Raw genomic sequence first — 24,019 nt, 5'->3', positions numbered from 1 at the left:
GCTTGCTCGAGGATGACGGAGGAGGGTTTCCAACCCTCCTATTCTGCCGATACTTTTCAGAAGAGATATTATCTAGCGGAGACAGATAATGCAGACACCTTCCGTTTTCCCCAAAGGCGCGCTGCAGACGGAAAACGGAACGGAATTCACGGTCTATTCCCGGCACGCCTCCCAGATCGATCTTTGTCTCTTCGATACGGCCGGGGAAAAAGAGATGGCGCGCCTGCCAATGGTGCGCGGCGAAGGCGACATTCACGGATTGATCGTCTCCGACGCTGGTCCGGGTACGCGTTACGGCTTTCGCGCTCACGGTATTTATTCGCCCGAACATGGCCTGTGGTTCGATCCCGCAAAGTTGCTGCTCGACCCCTATGCCACGGAGATAGATCGTTCCTTCCGGCATGATCCAGCCCTTTTTGCCTTTGGTCAGGAAACGGGCCACATCGTGCCCAAGGCAATTCTTGCCAGCCATGAGCCGTTCAAGCGCCAACCCCCGCTTTTCACCGAAGGTGGGCTGATTTACGAACTTTCCGTGAAGTCCTTTTCGCAGCTGCATCCCGAGGTGCCGGAAGACATCCGGGGCACCGTCGCCGCGCTCGCCCATCCCGCCATCCTCGCCCACCTGAAAAAAATCGGCGTCGACGCGGTGGAGCTGATGCCGATTACCGCGTGGATCGACGAGCGTCACCTGCCGCCTCTCGGCCTTTCCAATGCCTGGGGTTATAATCCCGTCGGCTTCATGGCGCTTGATCCTCGACTCTGTCCCGGTGGCGTGCGCGGACTGCGCGAGACGGTTGCAGCGCTGCATGCGCAGGGCATCGGCGTCATTCTCGATCTGGTCTTCAACCACACGGGTGAAAGCGATATCGAAGGATCGGTTCTATCGCTGCGCGGGCTCGACAATCTCACCGCCTTTCGTCACCCGCCGGGCAAACCGGGGGTTCTGGTCAACGATACCGGCACCGGCAACACGGTCGCCTGCGACCATCCCTATATCCGGCAGCTTATTATCGATTCTCTCAGGCATTTCGTTCTGAGTGCCGGCGTGGACGGTTTCCGCTTTGATCTGGCCCCAGTGCTCGGACGAACGGCCAATGGCTTCGAAATGGCAAGCGAAACGCTCTCGGCCATGCGTTCGGACCCGGCGCTTTATGACCGCCTGCTAATCGCCGAACCGTGGGATATAGGCCCCGGCGGTTACCAGCTCGGCAATTTTCCGGAAAGCTTCCTCGAATGGAACGATCGCGCCCGCGATGACATGCGCCGGTTCTGGCGCGGGGACACCGGCACGACCGGGGCACTGGCCGATGCGCTTTCCGGTTCCTCGCCGATCTTTTCCCGCCATGGCCGCCAGAACACCCGTAGCGTCAATTTTCTCGCTGCCCATGACGGTTTCACCCTGTACGATCTCGTCAGCCACGAACATAAGCACAATGAGAAAAACGGCGAGAGCAATCGCGACGGCCACAATGACAACCATTCCTGGAACAATGGTTTTGAAGGACAGACAGACGATCCCGCCATTGGAGCAGCCCGGATTGCAGATGTGAAGGCGCTGCTTTCCACGCTTTTCGTCTCTCGCGGCGCCCTGATGCTCACGGCGGGCGACGAGGGCGGCCGCAGCCAGCAAGGCAACAACAACGCCTATTGCCAGGACAATGAGATAAGCTGGGTCGACTGGTCATCGCTTTCCCGCGAATTGATCGACCATACGGCCTTTCTCGCTTCATTGCGCAAACGTTTCGACGTGTTTTCGGGGACAGGCTTCTTCTCAGGCCATGGCGATGTGACATGGCTCGCCCCCGCCGGCGAGCCGATGACGACGGCAGACTGGGAAAGGCCAATTGCGCAGGCTTTTGCCATGGTGCTTTCCACCCTCGACCGGGAAACTGGTGCCGACGCTGAACTTGCCGTGCTGATAAACCGCAGCCGTGAGATCGTGCCTTTCACCCTGCCGGGCGATGGCTGGTCCGCCATCGGCACGGATTTCGGTAACCCCGCCTTCCTTCCAGCCCGTTCGGTGGTGTTTTATCTGCGCGGTTGATCCCGTCGCGTCACGAGCCGTATAAGTCGCGGGAGACAATGCGGACGAGGTAACATGACAAAAGAAATTGCGCTGGCCGAGATGAAAAACCACGTTGGCACAGAAATGGGCGTTTCCGACTGGATCACGGTCGACCAGACAATGATCGACAGCTTCGCAAAAGCAACACTGGATGACCAGTTCATCCACACAGACCCGGAACGCGCCAAAGCGGAAAGTCCCTTTGGCGGCACCATTGCGCATGGGTTCCTGACGCTGTCTCTGCTTTCGGCCCTGAATTACGACGCCCTGCCGCGCATTCGCGAGCAGACTATGGGCATCAATTACGGCTTCGACGCCATTCGTTTCGTCGCTCCGGTCAAAAGCGGTGCTCGCGTGCGCGGCCGTTTCACCCTGGCTGAGACGCGCTTTCGCGGAGCCTCCATGCTGATGACCACCTACGATGTGACGGTGGAAATCGAAAACGAGAAAAAGCCGGCGCTAACCGCGCGCTGGACCACCATCAGCCAGTTCAATCCGGAGGACAGGCCGGAGGACGCCTGAAACCCACGAGGGAGAGACCGCATGCATGACGAAGCCGTGAGGAATGCGTTTCTCGTTCAGGCAAGAGCCTGCGACAGCCTCGGCTCTCCCTTCACGGCACGGCTTTGCCGCGCCATGGCAACAAGGCTCGACCGCCAGACAGAGGTCGGCGAGCGAATTTTGTCCTGGTCCGGCGATGTCGGCCCATCCGGAGATGCCGTACCGCTACGGCTGGCCGGCGCCCTGCATGCACTTGCCATAGAGGAAAAGATCGCGCCGCTCGCCGATATTCCGCCGGAAAACGAAGAAGCGCTCTGGCAGGCATGTGCAAACGCCCTGCGTTTTCATTCCGCCTTCATCCTCGAAAGGTTGCAATCACCGCCGCAGACCAACGAGGTTCGCCGTTCTGCCGTTCTGCTGCCTGGCTTTCTTTCGATTGCGAAAATGACGGGCAAGCCGCTGGTGCTTTCCGAAGTCGGGGCCAGCGCTGGCCTCAATCTGCAATTTGACCGTTACCGATATCGCCTCGGCGATCTCGCCTGGGGTGAACAGTCCGGTGTTTTCCTGTCACCGGAATGGCGCGGCGACACCCCCGCCCATGAGCGGATCGACGTTATCGAGCGCGCCGGCTGCGATATCAACCCACTCGATCCGTCATCCGCGGAAGATCGTCTGCGGCTGATGTCCTATGTCTGGGCCGACCAGACGGACAGGCTCGAACGAACGGCCGCCGCCCTGCGCATAGCGATGGAACACGCTCTGCATGTCGAGAAGGCCGACGCTGTCGACTGGCTGCAACGCCGCCTTGCCACGCAATATCCGGGCGCTGCCCATGTCATCTATCATTCCGTCGCCTGGCAATATCTGCCCGATGACCTGAAACAGGCCGGCGAGACTGTGATTGCCGAGGCCGGCACCCGCGCCACGCCGGACGCCCCGCTTGCCCGGCTGCAAATGGAAGCGGATGCGACGCCCGGCGGTGCTGCAATGACGCTTCAAATCTGGCCGGGCGGCGAAAAGCAGGAAATCGGCCGCGCCGATTTCCATGGGCGATGGGTGGAATGGCGGGGTTGGACAGAGAGTTAAACCGCCACGTCCTCAGCCGCCTCCTGCAGCAGCCCACCGACATAGGTCGCGAATGAGCGCCAGCACTCCACCCGGAATGTGTCATCCGCCGTGCGCAGCAGGACCACTTCCGCCTTGCCGAAAATAGTGCGTGAGCAGCCACCTACCGGGAACCTCGCAAGAGAAAGATCCTGCGGGCAGCCGGCATTGAGAGCTGCTTCCGCGCCAGCGCCGGAAACGATGATGGCGGTGTTGCGGTGGGAAATATCGGTTGCCGAAAACAGGCCGGAAACGCCGGCAAGCGCCACCATGAGATCGCTTTCGCCCTGATCGATCACCAGCCATTCATCCGGGCCGAGCCACAGAGCGGATCGCAGACCAGAGGTGACCGAGCTTTTCGGGCTGGTCGGCAGGGCAAGACCGAGCGCTTCGGACAGCGCCGGCACGGCGCTCTCGCGTGCCCGCAGCGACAACCGCGAGGCAGAAGCCGCAGGCTTCAGCGATACAAAGGGGGAACCGCCATGAAAATCCTCAAGCACGGGTTTGCGTTTTGCGTGCAGCATATCAGCCATTGAGACGGGCTCCTTCCTTGTCGAGGAAGACCATGTCGGTCACTTCGACGGCAATGGTTTTATCGGCAAGCGGAATATAGAGCGTTTCGCCCATGCGCGCCCTGCCATCCGCCACCAAGGCGAAAGCAATGGAATGGCCGAGATTTTCCGACCAATAGGCGGAGGTGACGTGGCCGAGCATGGTCATTGGCTTTGGCTGGTTCGGATCGGCAACGATCTGACCGCCCTCGTCCGGAACGGTCAGCCGGTCCTTCGTCTTCAGGCCAACAAGCTGTTTGCGGCCGGAGCGCGTTAGATCGGGGCGTTTCAGACCGCGAATACCGACGAAATCCGTTTTCTTTTTGGAGACAGCCCAGGCAAGCCCGGCATCATCGGGCGTCACGGTGCCGTCCGTATCCTGCCCGACGATGATATAGCCTTTTTCGGCACGCAGGATATGCATTGTCTCGGTACCATAGAGGCAGCCGCCGACGGCTTCCGCCCTCTCCCGGATTGCAGACCAGACGGCCGCGCCGTAATCGGCAGGCACATTGATTTCGAAACCGAGTTCGCCGGTGAAGGAGACGCGGAAAAGCCGCGTCGGCACGCCGCAGAACTTGCCTTCCGCCACCGCCATATGCGGAAAGGCCTCCGGCGAAAGGTCGATACCCTCGACGAAAGGCGCGATAACCTCGCGCGCCTTCGGCCCCTGCACGGCAATCACGGCCCATTGTTCGGTTGCCGATGTCAGCCAGACATTGAGATCGGGGAATTCGGTCTGGAGATAGTCCTCCATGTGCTGGAGAACGCGCGGCGCGCCGCCCGTCGTCGTCGTCACGTGGAAACGGTCTTCGGCCAGGCGCCCAACAACGCCGTCATCGTAAACGAAGCCGTCTTCGCGGGTCATGATGCCATAACGGCAGCGGCCGGGTTTCAACGTATCCCAGGCATTGGTGTAGATGAGGTTCAGGAACTTCGCCGCATCCGGGCCAACCACCTCGATTTTGCCGAGGGTGGAGGCATCAAACACGCCAACGCTCTCACGAACCGTCTTGCATTCACGGTTGATCGCTTCATGCATGTCCTCGCCCGCCCGCGGGAAGAACCAGGCACGCTTCCAGTTGCCGACATCCTCGAATACCGCGCCAGCCGCCAGCTCTTCGTCGTGCATCGGCGTCTTGCGCGCGGGATCGAACAGCGCGCCGCGTGAATGGTTGATGAGCGTGCCGAAAGTAACCGGCGTATAGGGCTGGCGGAAGGTGGTGAGGCCGACCTTGGGCAAATCCCGGCCGAGCGCTTCCGATGCAATGGCAAGGCCATGCATGTTCGACATCTTGCCCTGGTCGGACGCCATGCCATTGGTGGTGAAGCGCTTGATGTGTTCGACCGAATGCATGCCCTCGCGGACGGCAAGGCGAATATCCTTGGCGCAGACATCGTGCTGGAAATCGATGAAAGCCTTGACGCCGGTGCCCTCGCCTGCACCCTCCGCCGCACCAATCATGCCGCCTGTCCAGGCCCGGGCGTTTTCACCGGAAAACGCCACCGCGCCGCCACCCGCAGCCGCGGCCTCGGCGATCAGCGCCGAAAGATCATCCGTGCCATTGCAGGCGCCGATGGAGACGCAGTTCTGCACATGGATGTCAGGCAGGAAACGCTGGTTAGCCGCGTCAAACTTGAGCTTGCCGCGCGATTGCGAGAACAGATGCACTGAAGGCGTCCAGCCGGCGGAGACAACTAGCGCGTCGATGGCGATCTTGCGCTTGTTCGACCCGCCATTGCGGCCGACCGTCATGGAAGATACGCGCAGGCGGCCGGCGGTATTGTAAACGCTGTGACCCGCCAGCACCTCGATGCCGAGTGCCCGGGCCTCGTCCAGCAGACGCTGGTCCGGATTTTCGCGGCAATCGACGATGGCGGCGATCTGCACCCCGGCCTTCTTCAGATCGAAGGCAGTCTCATAGGCGGAATCATGAGCGGTGTAGACACCGACATTGTGGCCCACGGCGACGCCGTAGTGGTTCAGATAGGTGCGGGCGGCCGAAGCCAGCATGATGCCAGGCCGGTCATTGTTGGCGAAGACCATGTGGCGCTCGATCGCACCGGCCGCCAGCACGACCTTTTTGGCGCGGACCTGCCAAAGGCGCTCGCGCGGCTGATGTTTAGCCGGCGTCGCGAGATGATCGGTGACGCGTTCGGCGAGCGCGACAAAATTGTGGTTGTAATAACCAAAGGCGGTCGTGCGCGTCAGAACCCGCACATTGGGCAGGGACTTCAGCTCGGCAAAAACCTTCTGCGCCCATTCATAACCGGCGAGACCGTCGATGACCGCGCCGGCATCGAAACGCAGGGCTCCGCCGACTTCCGCATTCTCATCCACCAGAATGACGCTGGCGCCAGTTTTCGCGGCAGAAAGCGCAGCTGTAAGACCGGCGACACCAGCGCCGGCCACCAGCACGTCGCAATGGGCATAACGGCCGGAATAATGATCCGCATCCGGCTCGCTCGGCGCCTTGCCGAGACCGGCGGCGCGGCGGATCAGCGGTTCGTAAATCTTGTGCCAGGCGGCCTTCGGCCACATGAACGTCTTGTAGTAGAAACCGGCCGCGAACATCGGTGACAGAAGATCGTTGATGGCGCTCAGATCGAAGGACAGTGACGGGAAACGGTTCTGCGAGGCGATAATCGCGCCGTCGAAGACTTCCTGCACCGTGGCGCGCACGTTGGGCTGCTTGCGCAGGCTGTCGCGGGAAACGTCAATCAGCGCATTCGGCTCCTCCGGCCCGGCCGACAGGAAACCACGCGGACGGTGGTATTTGAACGAGCGGCCGATCAGATGCACGCCATTGGCCAGAAGGGCTGATGCAACCGTATCGCCCTCCAGCGCCGGATAGATCTTGCCGTCAAAGGTAAAGCGCGCGGTTCTCGCCGGCGTGAGACGGCCTGCGCCCTTGATACGATAATCGCCGCTCATTGCCCGGCTCCCTTTTCTGCCGAAAGGACCGTTTCAATATCGGGTTTCGGTTCACCCGCCTTGTAGGTCATCAGGAATCTGTCGCTCACCGAATCGCGGGCGGCGTTGAAAAAGCGGCCGCAGCCGTGAATGTGACGCCAGCGCTCGAAAACGAGGCCCTTGTCGTTGTCGCGGATGAAGAAATATTCCGCAAAGGCCTCGTCGGAAATATCGGCGATGTTTTCCGGCCGGGCGATATGGGCTTCGCCCGCCCAGCGGAATTCCAGTTCGGAACGGTCTTCCCCGCAATAGGGGCAATGGATCAGAAGCATCGTCGCTCCACCTAGAGAGAATTTTCCGGAAGGATCGTTCCGGCGGGTTGGTCACACAGCCGCTTCCCCATGGCTACAAAAGGGGAAAGCCGCTTTAAAAGCTGCTCAAAATTATCGAAGGGGCGCAACGCCGAGGCCCGGCCCATATTGACGATGGCGACCGCCATCATGTCGGTGTCGATCGCGAAGGGATAATCCTGCTCGCCATCCTCCTTCTCTCCGACAAAATAGACCATCTTGTCCGCGAGGCTGGGAGCACACAAAAGCAGGCCTTTTTCCGCCGTGAAGGGCCAGTCTTTCTCACCCTGCATCTTCGCAATCTTCTGGCTGCGAAAATCCTCGGCCCCGGGAATGACGCTACCGGCGGGCACGGCCTCGGCCGCGCCTGATATATTGATCGCGAGCATGGCCGCCGCCAGCATCAATGCGCCACCGCGGCAGCGGCAGCCTCATCAATCAGGCGGCCGGTGCGGAACCGGTCAAGCGTCAGCCCAGCCGCCAGGCGATGCGGTTCACCGCGGGCGATGAGATGCGCGAAGAGATTGGCGGAGCCCGGCGTCGCCTTGAAGCCGCCGGTGCCCCAGCCGCAATTGACGAACAGGTTTGGCACCGGCGTTACGCTCTGGATGGCGGAACGATCAGGTGTGTTATCGGTGATGCCGCCCCACTGGCGCATCATCTTCACCCGCCGGAAGATCGGAAACAGCTCGCAGATGGCGTCGAGCGTGTGAGTGATGATCTGCAGACCACCGGTCTGGGAGTAGGAATTATACTGGTCGGTGCCAGCTCCGATCACCAGCTCGCCCTTGTCCGACTGCGAAATATAGGCATGCACCGTGTTGGACATGACGACGCAGGGGAAAATCGGCTTCAGCGGCTCCGAAACCAGCGCCTGCAGCGGGTTGGAATGCAAGGGAACGCGCACATCTGCCATCTTCATGATGACGGAGGAATGACCGGCGGCCGATACGCCGATCTTCTTTGCGCCGATGAAGCCGCGATTTGTCTCCACACCCGTCACCGCGCCATCAGGCCCGCGGCGAATGCCGGTCACCTCGCAGTTCTGGATGATATGCACGCCGCGGTCGGAGGCCGCGCGCGCATAACCCCAGGCGACAGCGTCATGGCGAGCCGTGCCGCCGCGGCGCTGAAGGGCCGCGCCATTGATCGGGTAACGCGCATTGCCGGATATGTCGAGCGGCGGACAGTACGCCTTTGCCTGCTCCGGCGTCAGCCACTCATTGTCGATGCCATAAAGACGGTTGGCATTGATATGACGGCTGAAGGACTGCCGGTCATGGATATTGTGCGACAGCATCATCACGCCGCGCGCAGAATACATGACGTTATAATTGAGATCCTGGCTCAAGCCTTCCCACAGTTTCAGGGAATGCTCGTAAATATCCATGCTCTCTTCATAGAGATAATTGGAGCGGATGATGGTGGTGTTGCGGCCGGTGTTGCCACCGCCGAGCCAGCCTTTTTCCAGAACCGCGACATTGGTAATGCCATGTTCCTTGGCAAGATAATATGCCGCGCCGAGACCGTGGCCGCCCCCGCCAATGATGATGACATCATAGTCCTTGCGCGGCTCGGGTGAGGCCCATTGCGCATCCCAGCCCTTATGACCCCTGAGCGCCTCACGCGCCACGGCAAAAACGGAATATTTGCGCATTCGCAATCTGCTCCTCGAGAACCGGCCAGAGGCCTGGAACATAACCCCGACCCGTATCATACACATGGCAAATCGGGATGGGAGGCAATATCCATTTTGCGACGCGGCAATGGTTTTGTTTCGACATGGCCGAAAGATTGCGCGACGCGCGCATTTTGTGGCTGAATATGCGCTACCGGCTGGACTTGCTGCAAATGATCTGTTATTGCACGTCACCAATCGCCCGGCTCAACAGCCGGATGAACCACTTTTTGTTTGCGTGCGAATGCCTTTATTCACACAGCAAGATAACCAAACTAAAGGAACGGGTTTAACGTGCAGGTACTAGTCCGCGACAATAACGTTGATCAGGCGCTCCGCGCCCTGAAGAAAAAGATGCAGCGCGAAGGCATTTTCCGTGAAATGAAGATGCGTGATTATTACGAAAAGCCCTCCCAGAAGCGCGCTCGCGAAAAGGCTGAAGCCGTTCGCCGCGTTCGCAAGCTGGCACGCAAGCGTGCACAGCGCGAAGGTCTGGTTGCTGGCCCCCGCGCAGGCCGTTAATAGGCCGTCTTTTGGACGTTTTTGAATGCTTGTTGGGCGGGGGCGATCAATTCGCCGCCGCTCTTTGTGTTTGTGGCCGGAGAACGCTCTTGAAAACGACCGTGAGACCGGCCTGCGAGGGAACCCACACCGAATGATCGCTGTCGACACCTGTGTTGTGAAAAACGCCGATGCCTCCACGCGCCGGTTGCCATTAAAAAACAACAGAGGGTTCCGCGCTTCTCTGGTCGTCTGCGCCGTGCTTGCCGGTCTTTCCGGCTGCGCGACATCCAACCAGACGGAAGATGTGTTCAGGATCGACCGCGCACAGGGCTCGCAGGAAAACATCGCCTCGCTCACCTCGGTCATCAACGCCAATCCGCAGGATCCTGAGGGTTACAACGTCCGCGGCTCGGCCTACGGCCGCGCCGGCGATTCGCGCCGTGCCATCGAAGATTTTAACAAGGCGCTGCAGCTCAACCCGCGCTTTTACCAGGCCTATGCCAACCGCGCGCTGGTTTACCGCAATAGCGGCCAGCAGCAGCAGGCCCTTCAGGACTACAACGCCGCCCTGCAGATCAATCCGAGCTACGATGTGGCGCTGATCGGTCGCGGCAATCTTTACCGGCAGTCCGGGCGCGTCAACGAAGCCTTCAACGATTTCTCCCGCGCCATCGAGCTGGAAACCACCGACGGTCGCGCCTGGCACAATCGCGGCCTGATCTACCAGCTGCGTAACCAGCATGCCCAGGCCATCGAGGACTTCTCCAAGGCAATCTCGTTGTCATCGACGTCACCGGAGCCCTATAACGGTCGCGGCCTTTCCTACGTCGCGCTCAATGACGACGAAAACGCCTTCGCGGATTTCAACCACGCCATTTCGCTTGACGGGAATGTGGCGGAATCCTGGGCCAACCAGGCGCTGGTCTATGAGCGACGCGGTGAGATGGCCAAGGCGGCCAAGTCCTATGCGCATGCGGCGCGACTCGATCCCAAATACAAGCCCGCACTGGATGGTGTTGCCCGCACGCGCGGCGCCGCTGGCGCCTCCTAAGGCGTCCGGAACCAATAAAAAAGCCGGCTGGTTTATAACCCGCCGGCTTTTTTAATGAAGAAAAAGAACCATCAATGGCTGTCGCGGCGTGCCTCGGGCGCGGCATCCACCGCCCACAATTCAGCCTGCACGGCGTTTTGAAATTCCATGACCTCGCGCCGCATGGCGGCGTCCTCATAGCCAAGCGCCGTCAGACGGGCGGCCAGTTCACGGCACTCCCTGCGCCAGAAATCATTCGCCTCCACACCATGCAGCCGGTCGAGCATGGTTGCACATCGTTTTACGTCGGCAATGCGGTTCTTTGCCGGAAAGGCGATTACTTCTGAACTCGTCGTCACGCGGGCACCCTGCTCTTCGAGGAATCAATACCGACTTTTTAAAGGCGAGATGGTTAACGAAGTCTGCAGAGCGGGCCAGACACTCCGCAAGGCCTGCACCGGAGGCGGTTTTAGACTTATCAGAAGCAGGCATCACTGTTGTCTGGCCGACGTCATCGATGCGAATCGGCAGTTACTGAGGAATTTACCAATCAAGATTACCGAAATTTCATGCCGCGGGAGGTAGAAGAAGTATATGTGTGTTGAAACAGCACCGGTCTCATCGTATATTTCCTGCAAAGAAGAAAAATGCCGCAGCGCAGTCAAAAATGGAGAAATCGTTCTCGGGAGGAGAGCAACATGTATGCACCTCGTGTTTTTTTCAGCATGATCGGTGCTTTGCTTGCTTTTGCGGTTGCGACATATTTCATCCACGGCTCCTTCTATACGGCGTTCATTCAGACCCTCATTTGCGCAGTCATTCTGCAAGTCGGTTACTTCGTGGCGATTTTGGTTCTGGTCGCCCGTGAAAAACGCCGGATGCGGGAGACCTTTTCCCGGGACCTCAGCGCTGAAACAATTGCTGCAGACACCGCAAAAAGCGCACCGCCGCATGGGGCAAAGCTGACGGATATGTAAGTTTTTTCGCATCCGCTTTTATTGCATCGCAAAAAATCGCTTGCATCCATATCGCTGACACTTTCTGCTGGCCAAATCCTGAAGGTTCGTCAAAGCAGAAGGACACCCCATGGTGAGCGGTTCACAGCCCATTTGCGTCATCATCGCTGCAAAGAATGCATCTGATACCATCGATATCGCCATTCGTTCCGCCCTTGCGGAGCCAGAGGTCGGTGAAGTCGTGGTGATCGACGATGGTTCCACCGATACAACGACCGACGTGGCGCATGCGGCGGATGACGGCACGGGCCGCCTGCGGGTGGTGCGATTCGACGTCAACCGCGGGCCATCGGCTGCGCGCAATCATGCCATCTCGATTTCCTCCGCTCCCCTCATCAGCATTCTCGATGCGGACGATTTTTTCTTCCGCGGCCGTTTCGCCGCCATGCTGGCCGATGACAACTGGGACCTCGTGGCCGATAATATCGCCTTCATCCAGCAATCCGTTCCAGGCGCGTCCTCCATGCAGCCGGCCCGCTTCGAGCCCCAGGCGCGGTTTTTGTCGCTGACGGAATTCGTGGAAGGCAATATTTCCAGGCCTGGTGTGGAGCGCGGGGAAACCGGCTTCCTGAAACCGGTGATACGCCGCGCCTTTCTCGACAAACATGCGCTGCGTTATGACGAGGCTCTGCGACTTGGCGAGGATTACGAACTTTACGTGCGCGCGCTGGCGGCCGGCGCGCGCTACAAGGTCATCCGTCATTGCGGTTACGGTGCGATCGTTCGCGGCAACTCGCTGAGTGGCCGCCACCGAACCGAAGATCTCCGTCTTCTCTACGAAGCAGACAGGGCGATTCTCGCCGGTTGCCGGCTCTCCGCAGAGGAAACGGCGATCCTGCGCGAGCATGAGAAACACATCCGCGCCAAATTCGAGCTTCGCCATTTTCTCGATACAAAAAAACAGAAGGGTGTGGGCGGAGCGCTGAGCCACGCCCTTGCGCGTCTGCCCGCCCTGCCCGCCATTACACGCGGTATCTGGAGCGACAAGACCGCCCGCTTCCGCAAAGCGGCGCCGGTGCGGGACGTGCGTTATCTGCTGGACGGCACGCCGGTTTCCTAAGGGAAAAGACAACTCACGACAAATCTCTGCCGTCTTCCCCGGGCTTGTCCCCGGGGATTTGCTTATCCTCTAAGCGTTCAGTCGCAGATGCTCGGGACAGACCCAAGCATGGCGATGCGGCAACGGTGTCCTCAAGCAAAAGCCGCAGAAAATTTTCTGCGACATCCGCTCCTCACCTCTAGAGATAATCCCGCTTCACCGTTTCCAGAACGGCGGCGAAACGCTCCTTGCGTTCCTCCAGTCTGCCATCCGGGCTAAGACGCGGTTCCGCTCGGCTTGCCTGCCAGAGCGCCAGTGTGGAAGGTGCGGCCAGCACCTGCTTGGCGAGCTTCCGCAACGAGCGGGATTGCGTTTCCTGCGGACGCACCATTACATCGCCTTCATGCGCCCGGCCCTCAAGCGCAGAGACGGAATCGGCGGTGACAACGGGGGCGGGCGGTGGGGGGAAGCTCATGCCCCAGAAGCGTGAGCCCTTTTTCGCCGCTTCGGCGCGGGTCGAAACCGGTACATAGCGCGGCTGATATTCGACTCCGACGCTGCCGGCCCAATCGCTCCATTTGAAGCTGTTGATCGATGGTGAAGTGCTGACGGCGACCCACGGCACGCGGAAGGCATCGGCAAGGATTGCACCATGCATGGATTCAGCCACGATGAATTCCGATTGGGCAATGGCGCGGATGACCGCTTTTGCCTCGCCGCGCGGGTCGAGATAGGTGAGTCCTGCCGGTTCACAGACGGTTTCCCACATGCCGAATTCCGCCGATTCCCAATGGGGGACGAAGGTCTTCTTGTGGAGCTTTGGCAGCCCTTTGAAATCAGGCATCTCGGTGACCATCACGGCGGGATCGACAATGCCTTTTTCGGGAGCCAGCCCCAACTTGGCGGCAGTTTTTTCGCCGCGCACACAGCGGATATCCCAGAACTCGGTGCTGGTATCCGGCACCGCGCCATAACCATAGCCGCTGCCGATCACCAGCTTGCGCTGCTTGGCGGGCAAAAGAACGTCGTTGAGCACCGTTCCGACGCCCACGAGCATGACATCATCATGCACATCGCGCAGGCCCGGAAGCAGAAAGTCCCACAGCCACAGGTTGAGATCGTCACCGAAATTTCCGTGATGAGATTCCCAGTGGTAAGGTTTCATGAGGTCACTCCTGGGTGAAAAACATATAAATTGTTGCGGGCGAAAATTCGCTCATCTGGAGCGGACGATTTTTCCGGCGCCGAGTTCGAAAGCGGCGCGCAGCAGTGCCGGATCGCGCATTGCCCATTTTAGGAGCAAACCGAATTCGGGAGCCTTGCGCCGTTTCAGGTTGCCAGCCTGGCTCCAGAGAGCCTGTTTGCGCGCGGTGTTTTTATAGGAAGCGATGGACGCCACGTCGGCCGGCCGGCGAGAAAAACGTCCCTCCAGCGTATCGAGCGCCACCCAGGTATTGAACTGCTGGCGCAGGAATTCCGGCGAGGTATTGTCGATGCTGTGGAAGATATTGACGCCCATGCCGCGCATCGCGCCGGCGTCGTCACAGAGCAGTGTCCGCTTCGATGCAAGGATGGAATCGCAGAAAAACAGCACGTCTTCCGCCGCCAGTCTGAGCGCCGGATCGAAACGGATCTTCTCGAAAAGAGGACGACCGATCACCATGCAGGAGAGATGCAGGAAGCTCCAGTTCCGCAGCATGACGCTTGCGAGATCCGGCAGTTCGATCACCAGCGGCTTCTCCGAAAGCCGTGCCGCACCCTCATTCTTCTCCAGCTCGGAAATGGCGAAATGATAATAAAATTCGTCACTTGCCTGCATGGACGCCCAGTAGCACTCGCCGCCATAGGTCGTGAGCGCAAAGGCCGCATTCCGCAGATGATCGGGCGTCCAGATATCGTCGGAATCAAGAAAGGCAACGTAGTCGGTGCCGTCAGGCACATTGTCCAGACCGGTGTTGCGGGCGCCGCCCGGTCCGGCATTGGCCTGCTTAATGACAAGAATCCGGTCTTTCTGTTCCTGCGAAAGTTCCGCAAGTTCCTGATCGATCGGGTATGGCGATTCGTCATCGACGATGACAAGATCGAAGTCCTGGTAGGTCTGCGCAAAAACCGATGCGAGTGCACGTCCCAGGACACCGTGCTGCTTTTGATAGTAGGGAATGACGACAGTAAATCTTGCCATTGTTTCGCCCCTTGCGTTGATCAAGAAGTGTCGGGCCCGATCCTAAAAGCGGCCCCGATGGTATCGGCAACTCCCAACCGGCTTCCTCCCGCCGGCCTCCAGAAACAGGATGCTTGTATGCCCCCAGCGCCAAATGTAAAGACCATCACCACGAATGTCGGCTGGAGCGTTTTATCAAAAACAGGGACATTCGGGCTTAAATTTGTCACGGTCCCTATTCTTGCAAGGCTGCTTTCCCCGGAGGAATTCGGGGTGGTAGCGGTAGGACTAACGGTTGTACAGTTCCTGACCATGATTGCTGGCGCGGGGCTCACCTCCGCTCTCATCGTTGAGAAGGAAGAGGATATGGAAACGATCCATACCGTCTTCTGGGCTAATCTGGCGATCTCCTGCTCCATGGCAGCCGTCCTCTACATCTGGGCGGAATTTTTCGGCAGACTGCTGGGGGCGGTGGAAAGCGCATACCTGCTGCGCATCATGGCCTTCCTCATTCCATTGCAGCTTGCAGGCGATGTCGCCTATTCGCTGCTGGCGCGACGGATGAACTTCAGCAAGGATGCGCTCTGGAGCATGGCCTCGGAGAGCATCGCAGCGATTGTCGCGGTCGCGCTCGCCTTCATGGGGTTCGGCGTCTGGGCACTTATCATCCAGCTTTTTGCCGCAGCTCTCATCCGTCTCGTCGGGCTTTATGCGGTTTCCCGCTATTGCCCGCGTTTTGTCATGAAGCCACGCCGGCTGGTGCCGCTTCTCGGCTTCAGTTCGGGGCTGATGGGCTCGGAAATCGCCAATTTTGTCACCTTCCAGTCGCCGATGGTGGTCATTGCCCGTCACCTGGGTCTGGCGGATGCCGGCGCCTATTCCGCCTCCAACCGTTTCGCCAGCATTCCCAACCAGGTGGTTTTATCCGCCGTCATGGGGGTTCTGTTTCCCGCCTTCAGCCGCATGATGGACGACCCGCAGCGCCGTCGTGATGCGTTGATGTTCAGCACGCAGGTGCTGACCGTACTGCTCGCGCCCATGATGTTCGGTCTCTGGGCCGTGGCCGAGCCGGCCATGCTTGTCATCTTCGGCCAGAACTGGGCCTATGCCTGGCCTGTCCTCGGGCTGCTCGCCCTGTCCAAGGCCATTCTCACACCGTGCAGCACCTTCATCCCGTACCTGAAGGGTGCTGGTTACGGCCGCGTATTGTTCTGGTCGGCGACGATCCGCGCCATCGTCACCACGGTGGCAGTGTGGCTCGCCGCACTTTATGGCACGCTGATAGACGCCATGGTCTGGCTTTGCATCGTCAACGCGGTCACACTGGTCGCTTACTCCTGGGCCGTGTTCAAGGCCAGCGACACGCCTTTCTTCCGGGGCCTTTATGTCAGCAGTCGGCCGATGATCGCCGCTTTCGTGATGGCCGTTGCGGTGCGCTATCTGCTTCACCTTCTCGCCGATCGCATTCCCAATGCCACCCTTCAGGTTCTTATCGGTGCTGCCGTGGGCGGCGCCATCTATGCAATATTGATTCTGCTGACTGAACGTGCCCTGCTGGGGAAAATCCTGGGCATGGTCAAATCACGGCGTATGCCGAATACCGCAACCCAAGGTTAGAAATATCACAGAAAAATGCGCCTCATTTCTGCCGTTAAGGGGCCTTGCCACGGTGATTTCGCTCGCCGTGGCAAGGTGGGTTCGGCGCTCTTTTTGCAGCGCAACATCACGGCAAATGACAAATTCGCACGCTTCAGAGATTTTTAATGAGGCGTGAATTTATATAAAACTCATTTATTTCAATTATTTAATTTTTCCACGTGATAGAAACTGTGCTGACGCCAGACATTCACCCGCAAAATCTAATCTTGTGTTTTTCCCGCGTCGCCACATTTTATCCCAAAGTCGAAACCAGACTTCCCAGTGCGGGCTTAAGTTCGCTCTGGTTGCAACGCGGCGTGGGGAGACGCCGCCCAATAGGGGTGACTGATGTGACTGTCGATCAGAACCTATCCTCCCGTATCAACTTGATGCGCATATTGCTGATTTCAGGAATCGTGTTCGTGCATGTGCCGCACAATGCCGAAACCAGCCCCTTTCTAGGCCTTTACGGCTTTTTCGACTGGCTGCGGGTTTTCCTGGGCGACGCGCTGTTTCGCATCGGCGTGCCCTGTCTCAGCGCCATTTCCGGTTATCTGCTGTTTCGCCGCGGCATGAGCGCTTTCGATTATCCGGCGACGATCCGCTCCAAGACGAAAACCGTGCTGCTGCCATTCCTCTTGTGGAATGGCGCACTGTTTGCCGCCGTGCTGCTGATCCAGCTGTTCGAGGTTGGCGTCGGATATTTTCCCGACCTATGGAACGCCAGCCCGCGCGAAATACTCAGCCATGGTACGGCGCTGGAAGAGCTGCCGGTGAATGTGCCGCTTTATTTCCTGCGCGACCTTTTTGTCTGCATTCTGCTGTCGCCGGTGCTCGCATTTCTGATGCGCCGCTTTGCGCTGCCGACGCTCGTAATCCTGCTGATCGTCACGGCCATGCCAGACCTGAAAATCTTCATTGTCCAGAAAAAATCCATCCTCTTCAGCTTTTCGCTCGGCATCGCGCTTGCGCTGCACCGGGTCGACGTCAAGGCACTTGATCCTTATGCCCTGCCGATCATGTTGTTGACATTTGCCGCGTCGGCCATTCTCGCCACAGGTCTCTATTTTACTGGCCCTGAATTCACATTCTGGCTGAATATGTCGCGCAATCTGCTCGCGGTCTTCGGCGCGCTCGGCTTCTGGGTGTCTTCATCGATCTTGATCCGCAGCCGGCTTGGTCAGAGGCTCGCCGAGACCGGCAGTCTCAGCTTCTGGATATTCTGCGCCCATTACCCGCTGCTGGTCATCATGTGGATGGTCTGGAACAAGGGCGGGCCGGATTTCTATCCCGCTTTCTACATCAGCGCGACGCTTTGCGCCTTCGTCATTTTGGTGATCAGCAATGCCCAGACCCGCAAATACCTGCCGGCCGTCTATGCCGTATTGACCGGAAGCCGCAGCGGCAAAGGCAAGGCAAAGGCCGAATTCGCGGCCAAACGGGCTTCCACGATAGGCCCACCCACATCCGAAACACTTTATTCGCAACGACAGAGGTGAACCAATGACAACATTTGTCACCCGCGTTCAGACACGCATTCTTCTTGCCGCCGCCCTCACTGCAACGGCATTCACGGCCCCCGTTAACGCCCAAGAGGGCAATGGCGCGTCCTTCATGGAGAATTTCGACCAGATGGACAGAAGCTTCTGGTACGTTTCTGACGGCTGGAACAATGGCGCGCACCAGAACTGCACCTGGTCGAAGAAGCTGGCAACGGTGGAGAACGGCCAGCTGACGCTGGGCTTCGAGGAAGCCAAGGCGGGCGACCGCAACTTCGCCTGCGGTGAAATCCAGACCAAGGGCCGTTATCGTTACGGCACCTATGAAGCGCGCATGAAGGCCGCCACCGGCCCTGGCCTGAACTCCGCCTTCTTCACCTATATCGGCCCGACCGACAAAAAACCGCACGACGAAATCGACTTTGAGGTTCTTGGCAAAAATACCGGTCAGGTGCAGCTCAACCAATATGTGTCCGCCAAGGGCGGCAATGAGAAGCTGGTGCCGGTGGAAGGCGGGGCCGATGCCGGCTTCAACGACTATGCCTTCGTCTGGGAACCGCAGCGCCTGCGTTATTACGTCAACGGCAAGCTCGTTCATGAGGTGACGGACGCGACGAAAATTCCGCAGAACGCCCAGAAGATTTTCTTCAGCCTGTGGGGCACCGATACGCTGAAGGACTGGATGGGCAAGTTTGCTTATGCCGGGCCATCGCAGATGGTCGTTGACCGCTTCGCCTTCACGGCGCTCGGTGACAAATGCCAGTTCCCGGAAAGCATTGCCTGCGCTCTGAATTGACCGATTTTTTTGAACCAAATCCTGTGCTGCGGCGTCTTTGACCCGCGAACCGACCGGAACCCTGCATGATCCATATTCTCTACCTCGCGCATGATCTGTCAGACCCCGCCATTCGTCGGCGGGTGCTGACGCTGCTTGCAGGCGGGGCGCGGGTCACGCTGGCCGGTTTCCGGCGCGGACAGAACCGGCTGGCGGAGATCGAAGGCGTCGTACCCGTCGTGCTCGGGGAAACCGCCGACGGGCAATTTCTGCAGCGCATGGCGGCAGTGGCGAAAGCCAGCCTTTCGCTCGGCAAAGTCTTGAACGGAATTCCGGCACCCGACGTCGTTCTCGCCAGGAACCTCGAAATGCTGGCTCTGGCAAAGCGCGCCATGTCGATCTATTCCGGCCGCCCGGCGCTGGTTTACGAATGTCTCGATATTCATCGCCTGCTGCTCAACGAAGGCAAGCCCGGACAGATGCTGAATGCCGCGCAGCGTTATTTCGCACGCGACGCAAAGCTTCTGGTGACAAGTTCCCCGGCATTCGTGGAGCATTATTTCAAGCCCGTGTCGGGCCTCGACCTTCCTGTCCTGTTGCAGGAAAACAAGGTGCTGGCGCTCGACGACGCCGTTGCCGCCACGCCAAGACCACGGGCGCCCGCGCCCGGCGAGCCATGGAAAATCGGCTGGTTCGGCGCGCTTCGCTGCCGCAAATCGCTTGAAATTCTCGCTGAGTTCGCTCGCCGCATGGAAGGCAGGGTCGAAATCATCCTGCGTGGCCGGCCGGCCTATTCGGAGTTTGCTGATTTCGATGGCTTCGTGGCGGCTGCTCCACATGTGCATTTCAACGGACCTTACAAAAACCCCGAGGACCTAGCCGCCATCTATAACGAGGTGCAATTTACCTGGGCGATCGACTTTTTCGAGGAAGGCCAGAATTCCAGCTGGCTGCTGCCCAACCGGCTTTACGAGGGCTGCCTTTACGGCACTCTGCCGATTGCACTTGCTGGCACGGAAACGGCCCGCTTCATTGAAAAACGCAATATCGGCTTCGTCCTGCAGCAGGCGGGCGCTGCCGATCTTGCCGCCCTCTTCAACCAGATGACCCCGCAAACCTATGCGGATGCCTTCGACACCCTGTCGGCAACAGACAGGAAACAATGGCTGACCGACCGCGACGATTGCCGTCTGCTGGTGCAGCAATTGTCCTCACTCGCCAAATCCGCTTCCGGCCACGCCCGTGAAGCGCAGTTTTCACCCGTGTAGTGCGTAGGGGGCAAATCATGGAAGGTCCAGGTCATTCCGGCATCAGAACGCTGATCGTCATACCCTGCCTCAATGAGGCGAAGACGATCGAGGGGCTGCTCGTCAAATTCACCGGCGCGATGCAGGGGCGCCTGTTCCGCATCGTGGTTGCCGATGGCGGCAGCACGGATGGAACCCGCGATATCGTTTCCGCCTTTGCGGCGGCGGATGACCGCGTGACGCTTCTCGCCAATCCGAAGCGCATCCAGAGCGCCGGCATCAATCTCGCCGTCGCCACCTTCGGCGAGGATTTCGATTATCTCATCCGGATCGACGCCCACGGCGATTATCCCGATGATTATTGCCAGCGGCTGATCGAGGACGCCGAACGGACGGGTGCGGACTCCGTCGTCGTCGCCATGGATACGGTCGGCCACGGCCTGTTCCAGAAGGCGACTGCCATTGCCCAGAATTCCAAGCTCGGCAATGGCGGTTCCAAGCACCGCGAAGGCGCAAAAGGCCACTGGATCGATCACGGCCACCACGCGCTGATGCGGATTGCCGCTTTCGATGCGGTCGGCGGTTATGATGAGAGCTTCAGCCACAATGAGGATGCGGAGCTGGATTTCCGGCTGCGCAAATCCGGGTTCCGCATCTGGATGACCGACAAGACCCGCATGACCTATTATCCGCGCGCCAGCGTCATGCCGCTCTTCAAGCAATATCTCGCCTATGGCCGCGGCCGGGCGAAGAACCTGTTGAAACATCGTTCGATCCCGAAAATCCGCCAGATGATTCCGCTCGCCGTGCTGCCGGTCTTCATCTTCGCGCTGCTGTCGCTGGTGCATTGGGCAGCCCTTATTCCGCTCGGCCTCTGGATTGCCGCATGTGTGGGTTATGGCTTGTGGATGGCAATAGGTCAGAAAAATCCATACGGCCCGCTCGCCGCTTTTTCGGCAATGGTGATGCATCTGGCCTGGTCCACCGGCTTCTGGCTGGAACTCCTGAAATTCCGGGGAAGAAAGGCTGTCTCATGACCGACAACACCGTCACCGGCACGCAATATCTCAAGACCGTCGATATCGGCATCTGCACCTACAGACGCCCGGCGCTTGTCGCCACACTTCTGTCACTCTTCGAGCTGGATGTGCCTGAAGGCGTGAAAGTTAGGCTGATTGTCGCCGATAATGACGAGGAGCCCAGCGCAAAGGCAAGCGTCGATCGCCTGCGCGAAACCGCCCCCTTCGAGATCACCTATGTGCATTGCCCGAAATCTAATATTTCGATTGCCCGCAATGCCTGCCTGTCGGAATGCAAGGCGGATTATCTCGCCTTTATCGATGACGACGAAACGGCGCCGCCACACTGGCTGGCCGCGCTTCTGGAAAAGGCCGACGAGACCGGTGCAGAAACCGTTCTCGGCCCCGTCACTGCGGTTTACCGGGACAACGCGCCGGGCTGGATGAAACGCGGAGATTTCCACTCGACCGTTCCGGTCTGGGTCAATGGCGAGATAATCACCGGTTATACATGCAACACGCTGCTCAGGATGGAAGCGCCATCGGTAAAGGGCCGGCGCTTCGCGCTGGCGCTTGGCCAGAGCGGCGGCGAAGACACACATTTCTTCTCGCATCTCCACGCCGCCGGCGGCCGTATCGTCTTTGCGGAAGACGCTGTCTTGTCGGAGCCGGTTCCGGAAAATCGGGCAAGCTTTCTATGGCTTGCCAAGCGCCGGTTCCGTTCCGGCCAGACCCATGGACGGGTGCTGGCTGAAAAGAAACCCGGTGCGCGCCGAGTCGTCCAGGTGGTGAAAGCTGGTTCGAAAGTGCTTTATTGCGCTCTTTTTGCCGCCTTGAGCGGTTTCAATGCCGTACGCCGCAACCGTTATGCGTTGCGAGGCGCGCTGCATATGGGTTCGATGAGCGGCGCCTTCGGTGTGCGCGAAATCCGCCAATACGGTGCCGTGGAGGCGACCTGATGGAAAACCTCACCTCTTCGCCAGACATCAGCTTCGTCATCGCCGCCTTTAATGCCGCCGATACGATTGAGGCCGCCATCCAAAGTGCGCTCGATCAGCAGGGGGTGACGCTGGAAGTGATCGTCGTTGACGACCGCTCCGCCGACGATACCATTCCCTACGTTGAAGCGATCGCCGCAATCGATCCGCGCGTGCGGCTGCTTGCGCTCGAAGAAAACCGCGGTCCGGGCGGCGCCCGCAACGCCGGCATCGAGGCCGCGACGGGGCGCTGGATCGCCGTGCTCGACTCCGACGATGTCATCCGCCCGGAGCGCTCCGCCTGCATGATGTGCCGGGCGGAAGCCGCCAACGCTAACATCGCTGTCGATAATCTCGATGTCGTTTACACCGATGGCCGGCCGATGGAGACGATGTTCCCCGAAGAGTTTCTGGAGGAACGGCCTGTTCTCACGCTGGAGGACTTCATTTCCTCCAACATCCTGTTCCGCTCCACCTTTAACTTCGGCTACATGAAACCGATGTTCCGGCGCGATTTCCTTAATAACGAAGCACTGCGCTTCCGTGAGGATATCCGCATCGGCGAAGACTATATTCTTCTCGCCTCGGCGCTTGCCGCTGGCGGCCTCTGCGTCATCGAACCGAAGCCGGGTTACATCTACAATATCCGCGAAGGTTCGATTTCCCGCGTCCTCGAACTTCATCACGTCGAAGCGATGATGCGGGCGGACGAAGAATTTCTGAGCCACTACACCTTGCTGCCGGCCGCCATGGACGCGCAGCAGGCGAGAGCCCGCAGCCTGCGGCTGGCGCATAATTTTTTGACATTGGTGGAAAACATCAAGCGCCGCTCGGTACTCGGCGCCTTGAAGACCACAATCCGAGATCCTGCCGTGCTGGGGCACCTGAGAATGCCGATTGCAGTGCGGCTGAGGAGGCTGCGGGACGCCGTGTTTGCGCCCGCGGCGAATACAGGGGTGAAAAGGCAGATTTCATAAAATTTGCGCGCGGACCATGTCTGCGCGGGGACTGGGGACAGATCAAACCTTGATGAAGGAGAACGCGATGGACCTGAAGAGAACTGTCAGAAAAGCCGTAATTCCGGTAGCCGGCAACGGCACGCGGTTTTTGCCCGCCACCAAGGCGATGCCAAAGGAAATGCTGACGATCGTTGACCGGCCGGTCGTTCAATATGCCGTGGATGAAGCCATGCAGGCCGGCATTGAGCACATTATTTTCGTCACGAGCCGCAACAAGACCGCCATCGAAGACTATTTCGACAGCGCGCCTGAACTCATCAACACGCTGACCCGCTCCGGCAAGACCGTGCAGGTGCTGCAGCTGGAAAAGATGCTGCCGGTTGCCGGCACCGTCAGCTATACCCGCCAGCAGGTGCCGCTTGGCCTCGGCCATGCCGTCTGGTGTGCGCGTGAACTGGTCGGCAAGGAGCCTTTTGCGCTGCTGCTGCCTGACATGGTCTCCTATGGCGCGCGAGGCTGCATTGCCGGACTGATGGAGCTTTACGATGAAGTCGGCGGCAATATTCTCGGTGTCGAGGAATGCCTGCCGGAAGAAGTTTCGTCCTATGGCGTCGTCGGCGTCGGCCAGAAGGTCAATCACGGCTTCGCCGTGACCGAAATGGTCGAAAAGCCGGAACCATCCAGGGCGCCTTCGAATTATTACCTGAATGGCCGTTATATTCTGCAGCCGGAAATCTTCGATATTCTCGCCAAGCAGGAGCGCGGCGCGGGCAACGAAATCCAGCTGACCGACGGCATGAAGCGGCTCGCCGAAAAGCAGGCCTTCCATGCGCAGAAATATAGCGGCCGCACCTTTGACTGTGGCAGCAAGCAGGGCTTCATCGCCGCCAACGTCGCCTTCTCGCTGCTGCGCGCCGACATGGAAGCGCAGGTTCTCGCTTCGGTGAAGGAACTGGTGGCAAACCACGAAAGCCGCGTGCAGGCGGCCTGAC

23 protein-coding genes are annotated in these 24,019 nt (G+C 59.3%); 15 read left to right on the top strand and 8 right to left on the bottom strand.

Annotation, left to right across the window (positions count from 1 at the left end; translation table 11 throughout):
• Window positions 1–88: 88 nt before the first annotated feature.
• Genes glgX through K7A42_RS09185 form a run of 3 tightly spaced genes read left to right on the top strand, consistent with a single transcriptional unit; the run spans window position 89 to window position 3,652 of the window.
• A complete protein-coding gene (gene glgX / locus K7A42_RS09195) occupies window positions 89–2,044 on the top strand; it encodes a glycogen debranching protein GlgX (RefSeq protein ID WP_174151157.1) in 1,956 nt (651 codons plus the stop codon).
• 54 nt (window positions 2,045–2,098) lie between these two features.
• Window positions 2,099–2,587, top strand: a complete 489-nt coding sequence (locus K7A42_RS09190; protein WP_004437750.1) for a MaoC family dehydratase — start codon at window positions 2,099–2,101, stop codon at window positions 2,585–2,587.
• 21 nt (window positions 2,588–2,608) lie between these two features.
• Window positions 2,609–3,652, top strand: coding sequence for a DUF2332 domain-containing protein (locus tag K7A42_RS09185; RefSeq protein WP_174151156.1), 1,044 nt, complete (start codon window positions 2,609–2,611; stop codon window positions 3,650–3,652).
• On the opposite strand, the gene K7A42_RS09180 is transcribed toward K7A42_RS09185, so the two are convergent.
• Genes K7A42_RS09180 through K7A42_RS09160 form a run of 5 tightly spaced genes read right to left on the bottom strand, consistent with a single transcriptional unit; the run spans window position 3,649 to window position 9,142 of the window.
• Window positions 3,649–4,203, bottom strand: a complete 555-nt coding sequence (locus K7A42_RS09180; protein ID WP_174151155.1) for a sarcosine oxidase subunit gamma — start codon at window positions 4,201–4,203, stop codon at window positions 3,649–3,651. The two genes, K7A42_RS09185 and K7A42_RS09180, sit on opposite strands and share 4 nt — an antisense overlap.
• Entirely contained in the window at window positions 4,196–7,156 is a 2,961-nt protein-coding gene (locus K7A42_RS09175; RefSeq protein WP_174151154.1) for a sarcosine oxidase subunit alpha, read from the bottom strand. Before K7A42_RS09175 ends, K7A42_RS09180 begins: the two co-directional genes overlap by 8 nt.
• Complete coding sequence (locus K7A42_RS09170; RefSeq protein ID WP_004437737.1) at window positions 7,153–7,467, bottom strand: sarcosine oxidase subunit delta; 315 nt, start codon at window positions 7,465–7,467, stop codon at window positions 7,153–7,155. The genes K7A42_RS09175 and K7A42_RS09170 overlap by 4 nt, the downstream gene beginning before the upstream one ends.
• Window positions 7,468–7,478: 11 nt before the next feature.
• The gene (locus K7A42_RS09165; protein ID WP_037090607.1) at window positions 7,479–7,889 is read right to left on the bottom strand and encodes a hypothetical protein; all 411 of its coding nucleotides are present in this window, start codon (window positions 7,887–7,889) and stop codon (window positions 7,479–7,481) included.
• Complete coding sequence (locus K7A42_RS09160) at window positions 7,889–9,142, bottom strand: sarcosine oxidase subunit beta family protein (protein WP_003522141.1); 1,254 nt, start codon at window positions 9,140–9,142, stop codon at window positions 7,889–7,891. The genes K7A42_RS09165 and K7A42_RS09160 overlap by 1 nt, the downstream gene beginning before the upstream one ends.
• 315 nt (window positions 9,143–9,457) lie before the next feature.
• On the opposite strand from K7A42_RS09160, the gene rpsU reads away from it, so the two are divergent.
• Both rpsU and K7A42_RS09150 read left to right on the top strand, forming a co-directional pair.
• Window positions 9,458–9,685, top strand: coding sequence for a 30S ribosomal protein S21 (gene rpsU / locus K7A42_RS09155; RefSeq protein WP_003508541.1), 228 nt, complete (start codon window positions 9,458–9,460; stop codon window positions 9,683–9,685).
• Between the two features lie 133 nt (window positions 9,686–9,818).
• A complete protein-coding gene (locus K7A42_RS09150) occupies window positions 9,819–10,718 on the top strand; it encodes a tetratricopeptide repeat protein (RefSeq protein WP_006698105.1) in 900 nt (299 codons plus the stop codon).
• A gap of 71 nt (window positions 10,719–10,789) precedes the next feature.
• On the opposite strand, the gene K7A42_RS09145 is transcribed toward K7A42_RS09150, so the two are convergent.
• The gene (locus tag K7A42_RS09145; protein ID WP_004437715.1) at window positions 10,790–11,056 is read right to left on the bottom strand and encodes a DUF6074 family protein; all 267 of its coding nucleotides are present in this window, start codon (window positions 11,054–11,056) and stop codon (window positions 10,790–10,792) included.
• A 339-nt stretch (window positions 11,057–11,395) separates the two neighbouring features.
• Here K7A42_RS09145 and K7A42_RS09140 point away from each other — a divergent pair, with 339 nt between their 5' ends.
• Together K7A42_RS09140 and K7A42_RS09135 are read left to right on the top strand one after the other, a co-directional pair.
• The gene (locus K7A42_RS09140) at window positions 11,396–11,674 is read left to right on the top strand and encodes an exopolysaccharide production repressor protein (RefSeq protein ID WP_004437712.1); all 279 of its coding nucleotides are present in this window, start codon (window positions 11,396–11,398) and stop codon (window positions 11,672–11,674) included.
• 109 nt (window positions 11,675–11,783) lie between these two features.
• Window positions 11,784–12,773 carry a glycosyltransferase family 2 protein gene (locus K7A42_RS09135; RefSeq protein WP_174151153.1) on the top strand — a complete coding sequence of 330 codons (990 nt, stop codon included), beginning with the start codon at window positions 11,784–11,786 and terminating at the stop codon, window positions 12,771–12,773.
• A 178-nt stretch (window positions 12,774–12,951) separates the two neighbouring features.
• Here K7A42_RS09135 and K7A42_RS09130 read toward each other — a convergent pair whose 3' ends face one another.
• Together K7A42_RS09130 and K7A42_RS09125 are read right to left on the bottom strand one after the other, a co-directional pair.
• The gene (locus tag K7A42_RS09130; protein WP_004437706.1) at window positions 12,952–13,917 is read right to left on the bottom strand and encodes a polysaccharide pyruvyl transferase family protein; all 966 of its coding nucleotides are present in this window, start codon (window positions 13,915–13,917) and stop codon (window positions 12,952–12,954) included.
• Between the two features lie 51 nt (window positions 13,918–13,968).
• Window positions 13,969–14,934 (bottom strand): glycosyltransferase family A protein, encoded by a 966-nt coding sequence (locus K7A42_RS09125; protein ID WP_004437703.1) that lies wholly within the window; start codon window positions 14,932–14,934, stop codon window positions 13,969–13,971.
• A 117-nt stretch (window positions 14,935–15,051) separates the two neighbouring features.
• On the opposite strand from K7A42_RS09125, the gene K7A42_RS09120 reads away from it, so the two are divergent.
• The 8 genes from K7A42_RS09120 to K7A42_RS09085 all read left to right on the top strand — a co-directional run bounded on the left by K7A42_RS09120 (window position 15,052) and on the right by K7A42_RS09085 (window position 24,018).
• Window positions 15,052–16,530 carry a lipopolysaccharide biosynthesis protein gene (locus tag K7A42_RS09120; RefSeq protein WP_174151152.1) on the top strand — a complete coding sequence of 493 codons (1,479 nt, stop codon included), beginning with the start codon at window positions 15,052–15,054 and terminating at the stop codon, window positions 16,528–16,530.
• 371 nt (window positions 16,531–16,901) lie between these two features.
• Entirely contained in the window at window positions 16,902–18,050 is a 1,149-nt protein-coding gene (locus K7A42_RS09115) for an acyltransferase family protein (protein ID WP_022563429.1), read from the top strand.
• 4 nt (window positions 18,051–18,054) lie between these two features.
• Window positions 18,055–18,846, top strand: coding sequence for a glycoside hydrolase family 16 protein (locus K7A42_RS09110; RefSeq protein ID WP_108081711.1), 792 nt, complete (start codon window positions 18,055–18,057; stop codon window positions 18,844–18,846).
• Between the two features lie 65 nt (window positions 18,847–18,911).
• Window positions 18,912–20,093, top strand: coding sequence for a glycosyl transferase family 1 (locus K7A42_RS09105; RefSeq protein ID WP_174151151.1), 1,182 nt, complete (start codon window positions 18,912–18,914; stop codon window positions 20,091–20,093).
• Between the two features lie 17 nt (window positions 20,094–20,110).
• The gene (locus tag K7A42_RS09100; RefSeq protein WP_113730403.1) at window positions 20,111–21,109 is read left to right on the top strand and encodes a glycosyltransferase family 2 protein; all 999 of its coding nucleotides are present in this window, start codon (window positions 20,111–20,113) and stop codon (window positions 21,107–21,109) included.
• Window positions 21,106–22,050 carry a glycosyltransferase gene (locus K7A42_RS09095; RefSeq protein WP_006698114.1) on the top strand — a complete coding sequence of 315 codons (945 nt, stop codon included), beginning with the start codon at window positions 21,106–21,108 and terminating at the stop codon, window positions 22,048–22,050. The genes K7A42_RS09100 and K7A42_RS09095 overlap by 4 nt, the downstream gene beginning before the upstream one ends.
• Window positions 22,050–23,045 carry a glycosyltransferase family 2 protein gene (locus K7A42_RS09090; RefSeq protein ID WP_174151150.1) on the top strand — a complete coding sequence of 332 codons (996 nt, stop codon included), beginning with the start codon at window positions 22,050–22,052 and terminating at the stop codon, window positions 23,043–23,045. The genes K7A42_RS09095 and K7A42_RS09090 overlap by 1 nt, the downstream gene beginning before the upstream one ends.
• A 67-nt stretch (window positions 23,046–23,112) precedes the next feature.
• Window positions 23,113–24,018, top strand: a complete 906-nt coding sequence (locus K7A42_RS09085; protein ID WP_004437677.1) for a UTP--glucose-1-phosphate uridylyltransferase — start codon at window positions 23,113–23,115, stop codon at window positions 24,016–24,018.
• Window position 24,019 lies beyond the last annotated feature (1 nt).

The sequence above is a fragment of the Agrobacterium sp. InxBP2 genome (assembly GCF_026191755.1).
GTDB lineage: Bacteria > Pseudomonadota > Alphaproteobacteria > Rhizobiales > Rhizobiaceae > Agrobacterium > Agrobacterium pusense.
Note: the sequence above shows the minus strand (reverse complement) of the source record. Positions and strands in the feature narration are given on the sequence as shown.

What these genes read in the sequence shown, in the direction of transcription:
- glgX (WP_174151157.1), top strand. Translation starts at nt 89, where the DNA reads ATGCAGACACCTTCCGTTTTCCCCAAAGGCGCGCTGCAGACGGAAAAC.
- K7A42_RS09190 (WP_004437750.1), top strand. Translation starts at nt 2,099, where the DNA reads ATGACAAAAGAAATTGCGCTGGCCGAGATGAAAAACCACGTTGGCACA.
- K7A42_RS09185 (WP_174151156.1), top strand. Translation starts at nt 2,609, where the DNA reads ATGCATGACGAAGCCGTGAGGAATGCGTTTCTCGTTCAGGCAAGAGCC.
- K7A42_RS09180 (WP_174151155.1), bottom strand. Translation starts at nt 4,203, where the DNA reads ATGGCTGATATGCTGCACGCAAAACGCAAACCCGTGCTTGAGGATTTT.
- K7A42_RS09175 (WP_174151154.1), bottom strand. Translation starts at nt 7,156, where the DNA reads ATGAGCGGCGATTATCGTATCAAGGGCGCAGGCCGTCTCACGCCGGCG.
- K7A42_RS09170 (WP_004437737.1), bottom strand. Translation starts at nt 7,467, where the DNA reads ATGCTTCTGATCCATTGCCCCTATTGCGGGGAAGACCGTTCCGAACTG.
- K7A42_RS09165 (WP_037090607.1), bottom strand. Translation starts at nt 7,889, where the DNA reads ATGCTGGCGGCGGCCATGCTCGCGATCAATATATCAGGCGCGGCCGAG.
- K7A42_RS09160 (WP_003522141.1), bottom strand. Translation starts at nt 9,142, where the DNA reads ATGCGCAAATATTCCGTTTTTGCCGTGGCGCGTGAGGCGCTCAGGGGT.
- K7A42_RS09150 (WP_006698105.1), top strand. Translation starts at nt 9,819, where the DNA reads ATGATCGCTGTCGACACCTGTGTTGTGAAAAACGCCGATGCCTCCACG.
- K7A42_RS09140 (WP_004437712.1), top strand. Translation starts at nt 11,396, where the DNA reads ATGTATGCACCTCGTGTTTTTTTCAGCATGATCGGTGCTTTGCTTGCT.
- K7A42_RS09135 (WP_174151153.1), top strand. Translation starts at nt 11,784, where the DNA reads ATGGTGAGCGGTTCACAGCCCATTTGCGTCATCATCGCTGCAAAGAAT.
- K7A42_RS09130 (WP_004437706.1), bottom strand. Translation starts at nt 13,917, where the DNA reads ATGAAACCTTACCACTGGGAATCTCATCACGGAAATTTCGGTGACGAT.
- K7A42_RS09125 (WP_004437703.1), bottom strand. Translation starts at nt 14,934, where the DNA reads ATGGCAAGATTTACTGTCGTCATTCCCTACTATCAAAAGCAGCACGGT.
- K7A42_RS09120 (WP_174151152.1), top strand. Translation starts at nt 15,052, where the DNA reads ATGCCCCCAGCGCCAAATGTAAAGACCATCACCACGAATGTCGGCTGG.
- K7A42_RS09110 (WP_108081711.1), top strand. Translation starts at nt 18,055, where the DNA reads ATGACAACATTTGTCACCCGCGTTCAGACACGCATTCTTCTTGCCGCC.
- K7A42_RS09105 (WP_174151151.1), top strand. Translation starts at nt 18,912, where the DNA reads ATGATCCATATTCTCTACCTCGCGCATGATCTGTCAGACCCCGCCATT.
- K7A42_RS09100 (WP_113730403.1), top strand. Translation starts at nt 20,111, where the DNA reads ATGGAAGGTCCAGGTCATTCCGGCATCAGAACGCTGATCGTCATACCC.
- K7A42_RS09095 (WP_006698114.1), top strand. Translation starts at nt 21,106, where the DNA reads ATGACCGACAACACCGTCACCGGCACGCAATATCTCAAGACCGTCGAT.
- K7A42_RS09090 (WP_174151150.1), top strand. Translation starts at nt 22,050, where the DNA reads ATGGAAAACCTCACCTCTTCGCCAGACATCAGCTTCGTCATCGCCGCC.
- K7A42_RS09085 (WP_004437677.1), top strand. Translation starts at nt 23,113, where the DNA reads ATGGACCTGAAGAGAACTGTCAGAAAAGCCGTAATTCCGGTAGCCGGC.